The organism is Paenibacillus uliginis N3/975, from assembly GCF_900177425.1.
In the GTDB taxonomy this organism is placed as follows: domain Bacteria; phylum Bacillota; class Bacilli; order Paenibacillales; family Paenibacillaceae; genus Paenibacillus_AQ; species Paenibacillus_AQ uliginis.
On the sequence record NZ_LT840184.1, the window covers coordinates 3,105,174 to 3,123,204 of the forward strand.

Sequence of the window (18,031 nt, forward strand, 5' to 3'; positions counted from 1 at the left end):
AATGGCAAACGAAAGAAAACATTATGTTGGAGGAATTTCGTATGCAAAAGATTAAAGGCCTGCTAATCTCAATGCTATTATTAGCAGGCATACTAGCAGGTTGTAATGAAACACCTGCTGAAAATAAAGGATCAACTACAGAAGGCGCATCTACATCAGCAGTTAATGTAGATGCAACCGATTGGCCAAGAACATTTAAGGATGCCTTAGGTAAGAAATTGTTATCGAGAAAAAACCAGAAAAAACGGCCTCATTATGGTATTTTTATCCTGAAATATTAGTTGCATTAGGTGAGCCGCCTGCTGCTTCTACTGAAAAAGAGTATCTATCTTCTTTATCTTATTTAAATGGAAAGCTGGATTCAGCTGAAGAATTAGGAGATAAATTGTCTCCTAATATTGAAAAAATTCTATCTATTGAGCCTGATTATATTTTAGCAACCGAACATCATGAAAAAATGTATGATTCACTAGGGCCTGTCTTCAAACCTAAGCCAACCAAACCATAATGGAAGCCAGTGTCAAAAAAGCTCTAAACGTACAGGCTAATTTATCGAACCGGGTAGCTATCCGGCGGTAGTGTTTAATCTTGTTGAAAAAACATTCGATTTCATGACGTTCTTTGTAGAGCCACCAGTCACATTCACGCTGAATCTTACGAGATTTTTTGCTCGGAATCACGGGCTGAGCCTGCTGCTCATGAAGAAAATCGAGAATATCATTGGTGTCATAAGCTCGATCAGCCAACACGTTTGCTCCAGCGAGTTCCATGCATTTCAACATGTCATAACCGGTCACACAATCATGATTTTGGCCGCCGGTGAGTTCAAAACGCAAAGGGTTACCCAGCGCATCTACAATTGCATGGATTTTGGTTGTTAATCCGCCTCTGGAGCGGCCGATTGCCTGAAATTGCTGCCCCCTTTTGCTCCGGCTCCATGTTGATGAACGCGAACAATCGTCGCATCGATCATCACATTTTCGAAGTCGGGTTCAATCGAAATCTGTTCAAGGACTCGCTCCCATACGCCTGACATTTGCCACCGACGAAACCGAGTGTAAACCGATTTCCAGGGACCATAATACTCCGGTAAATCGCGCCAAGGCGCGCCGGTTCTAGCAATCCAGAGCATGGCATTGAGCATGGTCCGGTTATTTTTTGCAGGTCGTCCTCCTTGTTTCTTTCGTTCGGCTGGCAACACGTCTTTGATAAGTTCCCACTGATCGTCATGTATTTCGTATCGTCTCTTCATAACCTGATTTTACCACTTATAATGCTAGTTTTATAGTTTGAAGACAGGCCCTAGAAAAAGTTGCGCCAGTCATTACGTTAAAATCCAAGGACATCTATGAAAATTGGCAATATGGACTCCTTACAGTAGCCGAGATTATTGGAAAAGAAAACGAAGCGGAAAAAGTAATTGATAAAATGATGAAAGAAATCACAACTGGGCGTGAAGCATTAAAGTCGATTCAAGGAGAGTCAGTAGCACTTATATTGTCTTGGGATGGAAAAACTTTTAATGTTCTAGGTGAAGGAAATCCTGTCTATACACTTGCGTTTGATAAAGAAAAGGGACTGGGGCTTACACCAGATGATACATTTAAAGGTACTAATAATGAATTTAGTACGTTTGAAGGAATGTCAACTGTTCAAGCAGACCATATTTTCCTTATAGGTGACATTACAAAAAAGGAACAATTAATGAATGACTTAAAACAAAGTAATGTATGGAATAATCTGAATGCCGTAAAGAAAGGCAATGTCCATTTAATTGATACTTCCGCTATTACTGGTGGCCCATTAGCTATCGAATACGCTTTACAAAATATAACAAATGCCTTGCGCAAGTTCTAAAAAGTTGAGAAGAATTCCATCGAAATCGAACGGCATAATGAAGGTCAAAAAAATGAGGAGGGATTCATATGCATTACCAAGCTATTAATCTGAATGAGAAGCTATCTAAATTCAACGATCTCTGGTCTCCGAAAGTCGTTGGTGAAATAAATGACTATCAATTCAAGCTCGTTAAGATTGCTGGGGATTTTATATGGCACGAGCATCAAGGTACCGATAAGGTATTTATTGTGCTCGAAGGAGAGATGTTTATTGCTTTTCGTGATGGTCAGGTGAAAATTTCCAAGGGTGAGATGTTTATTGTCCCGGGGGGAGCCGATCACAAGCCTTTCGCCGAAAAGGAATGCCATATCATGTTGGTGGAGCCTAGGGGCGTAGTAAACACTGGCGGTACTGAGTCCGAATTAACAGCAGCCAATGATACTTGGATCTAGTGTTTGTTACTAGTAAGAACTCAATGTATGAGAAAATGGTTCACGTAACATTGGCTCGTCGTACGGTGCATGTATATACGCCCCTTGATGGGAAATTTGTCGATCAAGGAAGTATTATTACGGACGTAGGCGTCTCCGCTACCTGGATGGAGCAGAACTTCCATATCGTCCATTAAGTGCATGGCGGGTACAGTCTGCTTAAACCATTAACGTCCAAAAGCTATCAGCTCCCAGCTCCCCTTCCACAGAGTGATCAGGCCGGCCACCCACATTGTAGGAATGGGTTTCAAGCCCCTTTCACTGCCGTCTATATGGCGAAAGTCCACATTCCAAGACTGTGGGACGAGCTGGCTAACTGGAAAAGCGAAATCGGCGCCTTCCTCAGCAGTGACAATCGAGTCGGCGTTTCACGGAGCAGACACCGCATCTATCATTACATCGCCGAGGTGGAAGTAGTGAGTCCAACGCAAATCCCCGACAGTATGGTGCATCTCGCCCTGCCGGTACGTGAATATGCCGTTTATCATCATGCTGGCGAAACGAGCCGGGCGGAAATCGACAAAACGTTTGGAAGTCGGGGTAACGTTGATGCGAGAGGATGGCATTTATAACAAAGCATGGATCTACTTCCCCGACGGCAAAAAGATGGTCGATTATGACAAAATTCATATGGTTCCGGGTTGGGAAGATGGATTCATTGCAGGTAAAGAGATCGCATGGTTTAACGGATTTAACCAGAGAATAGGAACAATGATTTGTAAGGACATGGATTTTCCTGGAACAGTTAGAAAATACGGACGTGAAAATATCGGCATGCTTATGGTACCTGCTTGGGACTTGGTTTGGCTGGTTGACTTTAGTAGGTACATTAATAACGGCTGGTTTTACACTAATTACAAGAAAAAGACGTCACAAATAATATTAAAGCACGTAATTTACGTGCTTTCGCCGATAGACCCGTTAAGCTGTACCGTATCATAAATAAGAGTAAAATTTTTTGCGAACCCGGATGAAGAACTGACATGGCGTACCATGCGACTATCGGAACGACCGATGGGAACCTACGAAGGGGCCTATTGGACGTTTGAAGCACCAACCTCTCAGATCAGCGGTCACCCAGCTTGGATTCAGGATGCGGAATATCCCACATGTCCCTGCTGCTTAAGACTATGATGTTTATTGGACAAATGGATATGGAACAAGCAGCTGACAGTGAGGGGATTTTCTATAGTTTTCTATGTAGGGCTTGTCTGATTGCTGCCGTAAATTATCAGCAGACATGATGTTTTTGTGTATTTAGTAGTCGGATAAGATAGGAGATGTAGGCAGGTATCTTTGGCAAGAAAGCTTAATCTACCGAGAGAAGAAAGTTGAATAAAGTGAGATCAAAGGGATGGCCTAAAAACTTGCCGTTACAGACAGCGCGGAGAGCCGTATCATAAGTAATGGCGAGCCATATTGCGAAATATTACATTAGAAGCCCCTCCCCGAAAAATGATCGAGGAGAGGGGCCTGCTTATTCAGGATAATACCGAAAGGACAAATGCGATAGGTAGATCCGAGGCATTTGTCCACTGACACAAAAGTGCCAACATATCTTAACGATGAAAAGCTTGATAAATCAGGCTTTTCTTCTTTTATGTAGGAACATTTGTGTCATAGAAAAATGCACAAATGTTCCTACATAATCGTTATTTGACACAAAGTTACCTACATTGTCGCGGATGGTGGTTCAAGTAGAAAAACAATCATGTTTATGCAAAATTTTAGTCACACTTTATTGACCTAACGGGCAGGTTAACAGAACCCAAGAACGACAGTTCGTGGTATATTCTTGATGGAACGTACAACTCTCGCAGTGCAGTTGACCACGATGAAACGTATATAAAAAAAATAGGTCATGTTTTCAAGGAGGTAAAACATGGATTACATTTCACCGAAAGAAGCGATGTTAAAGGTGAAACGGTGGCCTAAAGATACCATAGCGGCGGGTCGTCGTCATACCGTTGGGCTTAAATCTGACGGCACGGTGACGGCTGTGGGTGATAATAAATATGGCCAATGTGATGTAAGCGGCTGGCGCGATATTGTGGCGGTCGCGGCTGGTAATGTTCATATGGCGACGAACACGGGTAATGCTCATACAATTGGTCTTAAATCTGACAGTACTGTGGCGGCTGTGGGTTGGAATAAGTATGACCAATGCGATGTAAGCGGCTGGCGCGGCATCCAATTGCCCGGAAATTAGTTTTCAATATTAATAAAAAAATACACAGCAACTTAGGAGATGAGAGCTCAATAAATGTCGAGGGACAAGAACATAGTCCCATTAAAGTCGCTAATTTAGCGGCTTTTTTGTTTTATCGGTACAAGTTCTTGTCCCAAGCCGTGGACAAGAGCTTGTACCGATTACCGATTAGATGTTCGTCTAATGATTATAAACTAAATTACCTTTGAAACACGCTTTAGATAAAATCACTGATCTCATAAACAGCAAGATCGCATAAATTGATGGTACGTAAAAAGATGTGACAGTACCGCTCAAGGAAGTTGAAAAGATAGGCAGACGAGTCACGTTGAATGCTGCGTGAGGATTGATAGGCTGAAAGATTGATGAATAAGGATGCAGGCGATTCGCAGAGGTAATAATTTAGTGCTATCCTTGAGAAGATAAAAAAGATCTTTAAAAATCCAAAAAAGATGAGGGTTCATGTTATGCCCAAAAATGATAATATGCTGGCAATTCTATGGATGCTGAATTCGGGCATAAAAATGACTGCAAAACAAATATCCGAAAAGTTAGAAATAAATATAAGGACAGTTTATCGGTATATTGATGCACTATGTGCCAGTGGAGTGCCTATAATATCCGACACAGGTCATAATGGCGGGTATAGCTTGCTGAATAATTTTATCAGAGCACCTCTGCTATTTGATATTGAAGAAAAAAAGGCACTTCTTCATGCTGCTGTTTTTGCAAAAGAAGCTGGATACCCTTTGAGTGAGGCATTAGGCAATGCGACATCAAAATTGAAAATGTATTCGAATCAGGAGCAGGAAAGTATACTTAGTCGTCATTTAGCTGGATTTGATGTTATAAACCGCATGGGAGACCCTTCCGTACAGCCGGTATTGGCGGAATTGGAGCAGGCTGTAGCAAATGAATTCTCTGTAGAAATTGATTATCGCACAAGCCATGAAGAACAACCCAGGAATAGGGTGATAGACCCCTATGGAATGGTTTACTGGAACAATAAATGGTATACTATTGCATTTTGCCACCTAAGGAATGAGATCCGCAGCTTTCGTGCAGAACGGATTCTACAAATCAAGCGTACTCAAATAATATTTAAGCGTTCCGAAACTTTTTCAGCCCGTGAATTTTTTATGCAAAATTTGTTACCTGATTTAGTGGGCAAGGATGGGTTAATTCCTTTAATTATCGGAGGCCGGTCAGAGGCATTGGATGACTTATGCCTGCATTGGTTTTTGGGACATCATCTGAAAGAGCGGACATCAAATCAAGCAATCTTTTTACTTGAGGAAAAATCAATTCATACTTATGTCCCATATTTTCTCCTATCTTACGGGAAATCTATTCAAGTCATCGAACCACAAAGTTTGAAAGATAGACTCGTTACTGTTGTGTCGGAGCTAATGGAATATTATCAACTTCAAAAACTTCACTGACAGCAGATGTCAGTGAAGTTTTTTTATAATAATGACAATCATTGATTACTGAGGAGGAGTAAAAATGACTGAAAGCATAAAATATACGGCAGTATCAGGTAAATATACTAAGAATGGTACACCCAACGGCGTTACATCTATCACTCCATTCATAACAGTGAAGGATCCTTCTGAAGCAATAGAGTTCTATAAAATTGTTTTCAATGCAAGGGTGAAGGATATTACTGAACATCCTGATGGTAATGGCAATAAATTAATTGTTCATGCGGAATTAGATTTTGGAAATGGTTTTTTGCAACTGGGAGCCGCGAATCCGGCATATCAATTGGCCTTGCCGCCAGATGAAGACAAGGCATGTTATTCTTTAGGAATTTACGTAATTAATGTTGATCAGGTATTTGAAAACGCGGTATCAAGAGGAGCAAAAGTACGGGAATCGGTTGTAAGCTTTGTTTCAGGTGATCGATTCGGAAGTATATTGGATCCTTTTGGAGTAAGATGGACGATTATGACTAGGATTGAAGATTTGTCAGAAGAAGAAAGCAGCCGGAGGGTTGCTGAATGGGCCAAAAGCTTTAGCGGAGAATAAATGCAATAATCATTTTAATAAAAAAGTATTAAGAAAAACTTCTAAGGAAGAAGCATTCAAATATACTTTCGAGTCAAGCAAGGGGACGTTCGGTCGAGATTTGTTACCGGGAGATAGATGTTCTGGGGCGGCTGAGGCATTCTTCGATTCAGAGATGTTTAGCATCGTTCGAATATAAAGACCAGTTTTATCTGGTAACCGAGTATTTGAAAGGATAAACAGAGTAAGTAGGAAACTTTGTGTCAATGTACAACATAAATGTAAGACGACAAGAACATGGATACTTGACCGATTAGATAATTATCTAATCATTTTTGATAGTTGAGTGGAGGGACTCCCTTCATTGCGGTTCCTCATTTGTTCATTGAACTAACGGGCAGATTAGTTCAATCAAGCATATAAGAAGTTGAAAGGATTGGGAAAGTAGAATCAACAGCGGGTAAACAAGCTGGTTTGATGGATAAGGGGCGGGGATTTTTTCAGTTGAAATTCTTGTACTTTTTCTATGTGTATGGGATTGCCTGTTCCATAGTCATTGACCGGATAGAACGACATATTCCGAGGATGGTCAAATGATAGAATAATGACTATTATCTGGCTTGTAGGCTTGATTGTTACGTGCCAGACCTACATGGATTGCAGTGAATATGAAAAAATTGTCGGACAAGTGAAAGCACCTAGAAACGGTTGCGCTCACTCTGTCCGATTTTTCATGCCTATTGTATTGGAAATATTCAAGGTTGTACTTACTTAATATTTTATAAGAAATTCTTGAAATTTCAGAAATTTATCCGAAAGGGGGGTGCTATTATACAAATACAAATAAAGATGAGGTGATGATATGCAAACGAAATTGGCAGCGGACGCCATTCCCCTCTCCAAAAAGCGGAAGTCATGGATAAGGACAATACAAAAGTATAAAGTGATGTATGCTCTCTTATTACCGGCCTTAATTTATTTTGCCGTATTCAAATACATTCCTATGGCGGGAATCATGATTGCTTTTAAAAACTATAACCTAGCTTTGGGACTATGGGATAGCCCATGGGTGGGATTGAAAAATTTTACGGATTTTATGAACGGCGTTTATTTCTGGGACATCATGGGAAATACGATTATCATATCGCTGTATAAGCTATTGTTCGGTTTCTCCGCTCCCATCGTACTCGCTTTACTCCTCAATGAAGTTTATAGCCAAGGGTTTAAGAAAATCGTACAAACGATCACTTATTTGCCTCATTTTCTGTCATGGGTCATTGTCTATGGAATCTTGGTGGCATTATTAGCCCCAGGGGATGGTCTCTTTAACATGATTTTGAAGGAAATTGGTGTTGAACCCATCTCATTTCTAACGGAGCCTGCCTGGGGCAGACTGCTGATCATTTTATCTGAAATTTGGAAGGACATTGGATGGGGAGCGATATTGTACCTTGCAGCATTAGCAGGAATCGATCCAAGCTTATATGAAGCGGCTCGAATGGATGGCGCTTCCAAATGGAGACAGCTCTGGCATATCACTTTACCCGGCATTCGAGGAGTCATTATTCTGATGCTGATCCTTAAATTAAGCCATATTCTGGATGCTGGCTTTGACCAAATATTCATGTTTGCCAACAGCTTTAACCAGGAGAAGATCGACATTATCGACACATGGGTATACCGTGAAGGGTTGGAGCGTCTTAAGATTGGCTTGGCTACTGCTGTAGGATTGTTTAAAGCTGTCATCGGATTTATTTTAGTGTTGGCAGCGAATAAGCTCGCCAAAAAATTCGATGGGCAAATTTGGTGAGGTGGTTATTAAAATGATCAATTTGACAATCGGGGAAAAAGTCTGGCAAGCAGTCGTTTATTTGATTCTTATTTTTCTATCCCTACTTTGCTTACTACCTTTTCTATATGTGGTTGCTGTCTCAGTGACGCCAGAATCGGAAGTGTTAAGAAGAGGGATTGTTATTATACCAGAATCCTTTACCTTTATAGCCTATAAAGAAGTATTCATTTCTCATGGTATCGGGCAGGCGTATAAAATTACATTGTTTCGAACGATTGTTGGCACTGCGTTAAATGTGTTTTTTACGGTAATCGCGGCGTACCCGTTATCCAAAAAATATTTGCCGGGTCGCAGTCCGTTTTTACTATTCATTGTGTTTACCATGATGTTCAGTGGGGGGTTAATTCCAACTTATTTACTAATCCGCTCTCTCGGATTGCTAGACAGTCCGTGGGTATTGATTATTCCAAATCTCATTAGTGCATTTAATCTGGTGATTATTAAAGGCTTTTTCGAGCAATTGCCTGGCGAAATCGAAGAATCAGCGAGGGTTGACGGTGCAAGTGAGCTTCAGTCGTTATGGCGGATCATTTTACCCCTGTCTTTGCCCGTCCTTGCCACCATTTCCTTGTTTTACGCCGTCGGCCATTGGAACAGTTATTTCGATGCTATTGTTTATATCAATGATTCGAACCTCATGCCACTTCAAGTTGTCTTGCGCAACATTCTGCTTAACGTCGCAACACAAAGCGCTGATTCGATTGCCAATACCGGAGCAGTTAGCACATTCGCTGTGCAAATGGCGGCTGTCGTCGTGACTACGGTTCCGATTTTGATGGTTTATCCGTTCATGCAGAAGCATTTTACCAAAGGTGTGCTTTTGGGATCAGTTAAAGGTTAACAGACGTTCCAACCTGAGTTATTACGGGGAAACCGTGATAATATATAAGCAAAAGGAGAGGTCAATATGCAGCGTAAAAAGATTTCATTTGCTATTCTGACGGCAATAGTTGGTTTAGGAACGTTATTGTCAGGTTGTGGGGAAAATGGAGAAGTTACATCGACAGTTTCGAGTAATTCGCAAGGTGAGCCTGGTCAGTTTGCAACCAAAATGAAAATCTCGATGTTTAACCAAGGCACTTTCAATGCTGCTGCTCCGATTCCTCCACGTGATGAAGATATTCAACGCCAAATGTTGGAAAATGAGATGAACATCGACTTGGATATGATGATTCCTCAAGCCGGGCAAGCAACAACCAAACTGAATACACTCATTGCAGGAGGGGATATTCCAGATTTGATCTTCTTGAAGAGCCGTGCTGATCTCGCACAATATTATGACCAAGGCGTTCTTGCGGATTTGACACCGTATCTGGATCAATTCCCTGAATTACAGAAACGTTTTAGCGACGACTCCTGGGAGGCGATGTCCTATCAAGGAAAAACCATTGGAGTTCCAGGCTATGATAATGTAAACGGTATCAGCCGAAGCTTCTTCATCCGCAACGATTGGCTGAAAAAGCTGAACATGGAAGTGCCAACCACACCTGACGAATTATTTGAAGTTATGAAAGCCTTTACAGAGAAAGACCCGGACGGTAATGGGAAAAACGATACGTACGGATTCATCGGCGGTATGAATAAAGAAGGCAATCTGCAAACCTATGGCTTCGATAGCTTGATGTGGATGTTTGGCGTCAATCCTCCTTCAGCCATTGAAGTGAAAGATAATGAACCGGTATTCCTATTTATCGATCCCAAAATGAAAGAGGCGCTTGCTTACATTAATAACATGATGACAGCCAAAGTGGTAGACCCTGACTGGGTGACGATGAATTCGCCTGATTTGTTGGACCAAAAGATGTTTAAGGGTAAAGTTGGCTTCATGATAAGAGATGCCCGTAGGCTGGAGCCGGATTATCAGCAGAAAATGAAAGAAATCAGTGGAGAGGTGCCGGAATGGATCGTCATTCCTCCGATGAAAGGTCCTTACGGTGATCAAATTGTAGAGAGAAAATCGTTCCAAGGCAATTCATGGGCCATATCCGCGAAAGCGGATAAGGACAAAATCATTCGGATCTTGTCCATGCTGAATTATCTCTTTACGGATAAAGAAGCATATCCGAACTTTGCATACGGAATTAAAGGGATTCATTGGGATTTGGTGGACGGCAAGATCAAAAATAAAACCTCCGAATTATCGAAGGAAATGAAGGAAAAGTACCTGTGGGTCGATCATTATAGAATGCCGCGCCGTGGTGATGATGCTGAGTACTTCAGCTTCCAGAATCCTAAGACGGCGGAAGCTTTCATGAACAATCAGAAATATGTGGGGCCCACGTTGCCCGGAAATTTATTGACCCCAGACCCCAGTGATACCTTGGATGCTGACCGCCAACGTTTCATTAATGAAAGCTTGGTCAAATTTATGACGGGCAAAGAACCTCTTTCCAACTGGGACAATTTCCTCCAAACGTTGGATACCAAGTTTGACATGCAGAAATATAAGGACACAGCAATCAAGCAATTTAAAGAAGCCGGCCTTATCAAGTAAAATAAATAAAGAGAGTGGCTATTCGTAGCCCCTCTCTTTATTATCATATGCTATTCTTATTTTAATACGGAATTAAAAGGAAGATGATCGATGCGAAGAAGAATCAGCTTGCCTTTAAAATTATTTTTTATCGTGTTTGCATTTGTATTAAGCTGCATAATCTTGATAAGCCAATTGTCTTATCGCTATGTCCAAAAGGAAATAAGAACCAATGACATTTATTATACCAACCAAATACTTGACAAGGTAGACCAGTATTTCACCGTTAATTTTTCCTCCTTCCAGACGATCCTCTTCTCGGTCGAAACATCGGTGAAAGCCAACATTGACAATACGGAAGTGATTAAAAAGCAATTAAGAGAGCTGTATGAACTCAACAGTAATTACGTCAGTAATATTTATTTGATCAAAAGCGATTTATCCATTCTAGGCGGAAGTACACCTACCCGAATATTCGATGAACCCTTATCTGAAAGAGAACCTTTGTTTGATGCGGCTGACAAGAACAGAAGGACTACCTTTGTCAGTGATCCTTACAAATCTAAGTATTCCGGCTGGACCGTTACGATGGTTCGATATCTGAACGGCGCTCCGTTTCCTATGGCCATTGCGGTAGATTTGAATCTAAATGCCATTGAAGAAACCTTGTTCAAGATTAATAAACAAGAACAAATGAATCTGGCTCTGATCACCGCATCGGGTCAAATCATTGCCGGATTTTCTGAAAATAAAGGACCACTGAATATTCAAGATCATACTTTTTCAATCGGGGAAACGTCAGTGGAACAAATTCTGGATACTAGAGAAACAAGCCTTCAACTGCATACCAAGGATGGCATTCCGATCTACCTTCTGAAAAAACCGACGGAGAAATTCAACTGGACCATTATCTCGATCAACGATGAATCACGCTTGAAAGCAGCTTTGTCCAGATTGGAAACCTATTATATCGAGCTTCTAGCTGCAGGTCTTCTCTTAAGTTTGTTCATTTCTTTTTTTATTGCCAAATATATAAGGAATCCACTCTATGCGCTCAAAACAAAAATGAAGCGGGTGGAGCAAGGCTTCCTCACAACTACAATAACGATTAACCGAAACGATGAGTTTGGTGATCTTTCCCGAGCCTTCGATCGTATGCTGCAGCAAATTGTGGAACTGATTCGGCGAGCGGAGCTTCATAATGAACTTGAGCGGAAGCTGGAAATCCAAGTGCTTCAATCTCAAATAAACCCTCATTTTCTGTATAACACGCTTGGTTCGATCAGCAATGTTATACGCCTCGGACAAATAGAGAAAGTAGATGTGGTGATCGGGTCGCTCATTTCATTATTGGAATACGGGATAAATGACGCTTCAGAGAAGGTTTCCCTACGCCAGGAATTACGAAATGTAGCGGACTATATCGAGATCCAGAACATCCGGTATAACAGAACCTTCCATTTGATTGAAAATATCGAAGCAGGGTTAATGGATTTTCCGGTTTTTCGAATGCTGCTGCAACCCCTTGTAGAGAATAGTATCTTCCATGGTTATAACGGAGGGGGGATCGAAGGCCCTATTACGATTCATGCGTACAGGGAGGGCGGCATCGTCATCATAGAAGTAGTTGATCAAGGAGAGGGAATTCCAGCCGATAAAATAAAGCATATTTTAATTTCAGAACCGAGTGATGTGGAAGTAAAAAGGAAAAGAATCGGGTTAAATAATATTCATGGCCGAATAAGACTTCACTACGGAGAACAATTTGGGCTCCAAATCATTAGCATACCTAAGGAAATAACCCGTGTACGCGCCTTATTCCCGGCAGACTTGCTAAAAGGAGATGCATAATGGTGAGAGACTATACTTGCTTCATTGTTGACGATGAAGACCTAATCATTCAAAGATTGGAATTGTTTTTTAACGAGCTCTCCCATAGGGATAGGCGATTTGTTCTAGTGGGAAGAGCCGATAATGGGCTGAATGGGATCGAGGAGATTTTAAAACTTAAGCCGGATATCGTAATATCCGATATCGTTATGCCGCGAATGGATGGAATCTCCATGATTGAGCAGCTTAAGCCGGAGCTCCCCCGTACCCAATACATACTTTTGACCGCCTATTCATCCTTTGAATACGCCCAGCGAGCTATTCATGCCAACGTATTGGAGTACATTGTAAAGGTTCCGCTAAGGGAAGCGGATTTGGATCGAGCTTTAGATAAGGCAGCCGGAATTCTAAATGAGGTTAAGAAAAAAGAAGCGGAATTTCAATCGTTAAACGTATCCGTGCTTGAAAATAAATATAGAGTCCGCAAGCAATTTTTTAACGAACTTATCAGAGGCGAAATTCCTTCTCATCGGGCATCGGATTTTGCCAATCGCATGCAGTTCCATTTCTTTCAAGCTAACTATTGCTGCTTCATAGTTGAAATGAATACGTATGAAAGTTTCCGAAACGAATACTCAGCCGCAGATCAAAATATCTTGAAATATGCGATTACGAATATAATCGAAGAAACGATGATGAATGGTGGCAGTGGCGTAGCTGCGGATCTGTCCGATAATCGTTTTATTGGCTTTCTATCCTGGGAAAATAACCGCAGTGATATGGAAACGGAATATGCTTGCCAATCATTGGGAGGGCAGATCGTCTCTCATTTGCATCAATATTTGAATCAAAGGGTATCCGTCGCTTTTGGAGGTCCACACCGAGGCTGGGAATCGATCAAACAAGCGTACACGGAAGCAAAACATGTGAGTGACGATTTCTATTACCATACAGAGAAAATAGTAAAAACACCCATGCATCGGTTCCAATACCATAATGACAAAAAAGCAGACTTTCATAAGAAACTGGCTGATTTTCTTATGTGGGTGAACAGGAAGATTACCAAAGAAGAGCTGGAGAAAGCACTGGCCGATCTGAACCAATTTGTTACGGATCATAAAATCCACAAGTCCATCATGGCGCCGATGATTAGAGACTTGTACAGAGACATTACCAAGAAGTTTAAATCGGGGAACAAGCTGTCCACGGAAGCAGCAGAATTCCCCATGGAATTTATGGCATTTCAGGAGCAGCTTGCCTATATTGGCGACTTCACATTCGAATACGTACACGCTGGCCAACTATTACATCGTGCAGAAATCATGAGTGCTATGCATTTTATAGAGAAAAACCTGAAACAGCGTTTAACGTTGGAGGCTATTGCCGAGGAAGTGAATTTAGCTCCGTCGTATTTTAGCAGCTTATTCAAAAAAACAATGAACGAAGGCGTGATCAGCTACATCAACCGTAAAAAAATCCAATTAGCTCTCGAGCTGTTAAATGTTCAGGATTATTCTTTATTGGAATTGTGCGAGGAAGTAGGCATCGTCAATGAAGGCTACTTTTGCAAACTATTTAAAGAATATACGGGTGATACTCCTAAGCAATACCGGATAAAAATGACACGGTACGAATCCAAATAAGGATACAAAAAATGTATGATTTTTTCGCGAAATCATGTAAAAAAAAGGGGGCCAAAAGAATTACCATGATAGAAGGATCTAATCATGGAGGTTATCAAAATGGAGCATATGAAAGCAGATGTAACCGTCGTAGGCGGAGGTATTGCTGGGATATGCGCTGCCATTGCTGCCGCACGCCAAGGGCTGCATGTTTCACTTATTAATGATCGCCCGGTTCTTGGAGGAAATGCGAGCAGCGAGGTCAGGGTTCATATCAACGGGTCGGCATATCTCGGAAACAGTCCATCCTATTATGCACGCGAGGGCGGGTTGGTGGAAGAACTCAAGCTGAAGATCTTTCATTATAATCCGTTATACAACAAGAAGCTTATGCTTTCGCTTTCGGATACGGTCTTGCTCGACATGGTTTATGATGAGCCTAACATCTCTCTATTCCTGAATACATGTGTGCATGAAACGGTCATGGAGAACGGCAGAATTAAATGGGTGGAGGGCCTTCAATTGGCTTCCGAAAGGAAATTCCGGTTTGAAAGCCGAACCTACATCGATTGCTCCGGCGATGGAGTTGTTGGATACCAGGCAGGTGCTCACTTCCGATGGGGAAGAGAGGCGAAGCATGAATACAATGAGGAGTTGGCTCCTGAAGTGGCGGATCATTACACCATGGGCGATACGATTCTGTTTCAAGCCCGTGACGTAGACTATTCCGTTCCTTACAAAAGGCCTGGCTTTGCGTACGATATTACGAAATTGGCCTTTTTCGATAGTATCAGAAAAGGCTTAAACCATCGGTCTTTTCCAAGGAAAATCAACGGGCTTGGCGGATTGTGGTGGCTGGAATACGGCGGACATATGGATATTATCAAGAATAATGAAGACATCGCATTGGAACTGCGGAAATTAGTGTACGGGATTTGGGATTATATCAAAAATAGCGGCGAGTTTGATGATGTGGACAATCTCATCTTGGATTATGTATGCCCGATTCCGGGAAAGCGGGAGTCGAGGCGGTTTATAGGGGAGCACATGCTGTCTCAGAACGACCTTACAGCAAAGCCTCATTTCGAAGATGCTGTATCCGTCGGAGGCTGGTATATGGATCTGCATGCGAATAAAGGCATCTACGATGAGGGGCCGGCTACAGCATGGAATTTCGTGCCGGGATTGTATAATATCCCTTTCCGCAGCTTATTTTCACGCAATATTCCTAATCTCATGTTCGCTGGCCGCAATATAAGCGCTACCCATGTGGCTTTCGGTTCTACAAGGGTCATGGCAACCTGCGGTTGCATGGGGCAGGCGGTAGGAACGGCTGCTGCGTTATGCTTGAAATACGAGGCAGACCCTGCGACCATCGTCAAAGCCCATATGGGTGAGCTTCAAGCGCAGCTGCTTCGAGATGGGCAAACGATTGTAGGGCTTCAAGAGCAGTTGGATCCTTATTTCGCTGACGGATTAACGATTCGTGCCTCGTCTCAGCGCAGCTATGATAATCTTCATCCAACCGAAGAGATTTCTTTGGAGAAAGCGTTATGTTTGGTCTTGCCGATTCAGACATCTGTGGCTGAAAGCGTGCGGATCAAAATTAAAAATAGGTCCGAGCATTCGGAAACTTTGCAAGTGAAGCTGTTTGGCGGGGAGCGGAAGGAAAACTATATTCTCACCAGCGAGCTGAAAGACTACCGCTTGGTTATTTCAGCTGGTCACGATGATTGGATTACGCTGGACTTGGGCTGCAAGAAGCCAGATGACGACAAAATCTACATCGTATTGGAAGGTACGGCGAGCCTTGCCGTACACGGCAATGAAGAAAAAATGACAGGAGCGGTCAGCTTCCATTATAGGCCGGAAGAGCCGTCCAGGCTGAAGAAAATCAATAAGAGCATTTGCTTCAAAGACCTATTGCCATCTCAAAATATGTATAATCCCGCGAATGTCGTCAACGGATACTCCAGACCTTATGGTCTGCCGAACGGCTGGATTTCTGAACGTACGGAAGGACAGGAATGGTTGGAATTTGGTTTTGCAAGCCCCAAGAATCTGGATGAAATCCATCTTGTTTTCAATTCACAGCTGAATTTGGAGCATTTCGACGATCCGATCGAGCCACTTATCCAAGATTATGATGTGACCTTAACTTTAGAAGACGGAACCGAGAGTGAAATTAAAACCCGTGGGAATTATCTTACGTTGAATAAACATAAGGTGCATGCAAAAGGTGTAACCCGAGTCCGGATTAATTTCTGTGCAACTTATGGTTCGCCTTATTTTGAAGTGTTTGCTGTAAAATGGTTTGCTCCTAAAAACGCTAAGTGAGGTCGGGTGAAGTCGCGATGAAGGAATTTTTCCCTCGAAGAGGGCTCCCTAATGTCATTCAAAAGTTGGAAAATGGGGAAACAGTAACAATCGTCTATTTTGGCGGCAGTAATACGCGTTCTGAAGGATACAGGGTCATGACGGCGGATTGGCTGCGAGGGCAATATCCCAATGCGGATATCCGCTCTGTGAATGCAGGCATTTCTGGGACAGGATCGGACCTCGGCTGCGCCCGTTTGGAGACAGATGTACTGCGTCATCAGCCTGATCTCGTGTTTGTTGAATTTGTTGGTAACGATAGCGGAGTTCCCGAATCCAAGGCGCGGATCGAAGGAATTGTCCGACAGATCCGCAAGCGCAGCCGGTTTATCGATATCCTGTTCGTGTATACGGTTAAGGAGCGGGATTTGACCTTATTTCAATCCGGGGAATACCAGAAGGGAGCTCTTATGCAGGAGGAAGTCGCCGACTATTACGGCATTCCTTCAATTCATTTGGGCGTTGCGGTCAGTCAATTGGTTTCGGATGGGAAGCTTATTTTCACCTCAAAGGCAGACGTGTCCATTCCCGGAGCCGTTATATTTACGCATGATTCGATCCATCCGACTATTCCCGAAGGACACCAGATTTACACGGATACAATCACCCGGTCGTTTGAGAAAATGAGCGAACTTCGAGATCGAGTGGGAAAGGTCGAGCATCACTTGCCTCAGGACCCTTTGGTCCCGGCCAATCCTTGGGAGTATGCGACCATGCTGCCGCTGGATAGCCTTACTCTTTTTTCGGCAGGATGGTCTTACATGACCCCTGATAATTTTGCTTTAGTGCGCGAGTACGATTGGTTGTTCCCCGGTCTATGGCGAGCAGTCGATCCCGGAGAGGCTATCTCGGTGCAGTTTGAGGGAACCCACATCGGGTTATTCGATATCGGGGGGCCGGATTCTGGCAGATTGAAGGTGTCGGTGGATGGAGGAGAACCCTTTCTTATCGATCGATTCACACCCTATAACGATCATAATCGAAATCAGTATGTTTTCTTGCCGGAGCTACCGAATGGGAAACATACGGTTCGCTTCGAAGTTGATAACGAGAAGACAGACAAAGCGGCCGTGTTTGAGGCAGGCGGCAATGAACGAAGCATGGAGCATATTCGGCAGCATCCCGCTTGGTATGATCAAACGGTCATTCAGCTTGGGAAGTTGCTATTGGTGCAGCCGCCATTATAATGGATTTGTCCACTTGGAAGACCTACATTCTAACTGACTGCAATGGAGCGATCAATTCGAATGTAGGTTTCTTTTTTTACTTAAAATCTTATAAGAAATTCTTAAAATGAAAGAAATTTCACGGTGATGTGACATGCTATGA

General features: G+C 42.5%; 14 protein-coding genes and 3 pseudogenes. 16 read left to right on the plus strand and 1 reads right to left on the minus strand.

The genetic code is table 11. The features are described 5' to 3' along the window. Positions 1 to 41 precede the first annotated feature (41 nt). Positions 42 to 481, plus strand: a pseudogene (locus B9N86_RS14630) (ABC transporter substrate-binding protein); the annotation flags it as partial. A 7-nt stretch (positions 482 to 488) separates the two neighbouring features. On the opposite strand, the gene B9N86_RS14635 reads toward B9N86_RS14630, so the two are convergent. After that, a protein-coding gene (locus B9N86_RS14635; protein WP_208914755.1) for an IS5 family transposase occupies positions 489 to 1,252 on the minus strand; the annotation gives its coding sequence in 2 pieces (ribosomal slippage) (positions 489 to 916 and positions 916 to 1,252; 765 coding nt in all). Between the two features lie 47 nt (positions 1,253 to 1,299). On the opposite strand from B9N86_RS14635, the pseudogene B9N86_RS14640 reads away from it, so the two are divergent. The 15 genes and pseudogenes from B9N86_RS14640 to B9N86_RS14710 form a co-directional block, all read left to right on the plus strand. After that, positions 1,300 to 1,857, plus strand: a pseudogene (locus tag B9N86_RS14640) (ABC transporter substrate-binding protein); the annotation flags it as partial. Positions 1,858 to 1,925: 68 nt separating this feature from the next. Then, the gene (locus B9N86_RS14645; RefSeq protein WP_208919923.1) at positions 1,926 to 2,291 is read left to right on the plus strand and encodes a cupin domain-containing protein; all 366 of its coding nucleotides are present in this window, start codon (positions 1,926 to 1,928) and stop codon (positions 2,289 to 2,291) included. 23 nt (positions 2,292 to 2,314) lie between these two features. Beyond that, positions 2,315 to 2,467 (plus strand): hypothetical protein, encoded by a 153-nt coding sequence (locus B9N86_RS14650; RefSeq protein WP_210190684.1) that lies wholly within the window; start codon positions 2,315 to 2,317, stop codon positions 2,465 to 2,467. A 135-nt stretch (positions 2,468 to 2,602) separates the two neighbouring features. Then, complete coding sequence (locus B9N86_RS14655) at positions 2,603 to 2,902, plus strand: GyrI-like domain-containing protein (protein ID WP_208919925.1); 300 nt, start codon at positions 2,603 to 2,605, stop codon at positions 2,900 to 2,902. Next, positions 2,880 to 3,272 carry a carbon-nitrogen hydrolase family protein gene (locus B9N86_RS14660; RefSeq protein WP_210190685.1) on the plus strand — a complete coding sequence of 131 codons (393 nt, stop codon included), beginning with the start codon at positions 2,880 to 2,882 and terminating at the stop codon, positions 3,270 to 3,272. The genes B9N86_RS14655 and B9N86_RS14660 overlap by 23 nt, the downstream gene beginning before the upstream one ends. 940 nt (positions 3,273 to 4,212) lie before the next feature. Beyond that, positions 4,213 to 4,521 (plus strand): annotated as a pseudogene (locus B9N86_RS14665) (RCC1 domain-containing protein); the annotation flags it as partial. A gap of 485 nt (positions 4,522 to 5,006) precedes the next feature. Continuing rightward, positions 5,007 to 5,981, plus strand: coding sequence for a helix-turn-helix transcriptional regulator (locus B9N86_RS14670; protein ID WP_208919927.1), 975 nt, complete (start codon positions 5,007 to 5,009; stop codon positions 5,979 to 5,981). Between the two features lie 64 nt (positions 5,982 to 6,045). Then, positions 6,046 to 6,570: a VOC family protein gene (locus B9N86_RS14675; RefSeq protein WP_208919928.1), complete on the plus strand. Its 525-nt coding sequence runs from the start codon at positions 6,046 to 6,048 to the stop codon at positions 6,568 to 6,570. Between the two features lie 841 nt (positions 6,571 to 7,411). Beyond that, positions 7,412 to 8,359, plus strand: a complete 948-nt coding sequence (locus B9N86_RS14680; protein ID WP_208919929.1) for an ABC transporter permease — start codon at positions 7,412 to 7,414, stop codon at positions 8,357 to 8,359. Positions 8,360 to 8,372: 13 nt separating this feature from the next. Further along, positions 8,373 to 9,242 carry a carbohydrate ABC transporter permease gene (locus tag B9N86_RS14685; RefSeq protein WP_208919930.1) on the plus strand — a complete coding sequence of 290 codons (870 nt, stop codon included), beginning with the start codon at positions 8,373 to 8,375 and terminating at the stop codon, positions 9,240 to 9,242. Between the two features lie 66 nt (positions 9,243 to 9,308). Continuing rightward, positions 9,309 to 10,895, plus strand: coding sequence for an extracellular solute-binding protein (locus B9N86_RS14690; protein ID WP_208919931.1), 1,587 nt, complete (start codon positions 9,309 to 9,311; stop codon positions 10,893 to 10,895). A gap of 90 nt (positions 10,896 to 10,985) precedes the next feature. Then, entirely contained in the window at positions 10,986 to 12,725 is a 1,740-nt protein-coding gene (locus tag B9N86_RS14695; protein ID WP_208919932.1) for a sensor histidine kinase, read from the plus strand. Continuing rightward, positions 12,725 to 14,347 (plus strand): response regulator transcription factor, encoded by a 1,623-nt coding sequence (locus tag B9N86_RS14700; RefSeq protein WP_208919933.1) that lies wholly within the window; start codon positions 12,725 to 12,727, stop codon positions 14,345 to 14,347. Before B9N86_RS14695 ends, B9N86_RS14700 begins: the two co-directional genes overlap by 1 nt. An 84-nt stretch (positions 14,348 to 14,431) precedes the next feature. Then, positions 14,432 to 16,663: an FAD-dependent oxidoreductase gene (locus B9N86_RS14705; protein WP_208919934.1), complete on the plus strand. Its 2,232-nt coding sequence runs from the start codon at positions 14,432 to 14,434 to the stop codon at positions 16,661 to 16,663. A gap of 17 nt (positions 16,664 to 16,680) precedes the next feature. After that, positions 16,681 to 17,889: an SGNH/GDSL hydrolase family protein gene (locus B9N86_RS14710; protein ID WP_208919935.1), complete on the plus strand. Its 1,209-nt coding sequence runs from the start codon at positions 16,681 to 16,683 to the stop codon at positions 17,887 to 17,889. The last annotated feature ends 142 nt before the right edge of the window (positions 17,890 to 18,031 follow it).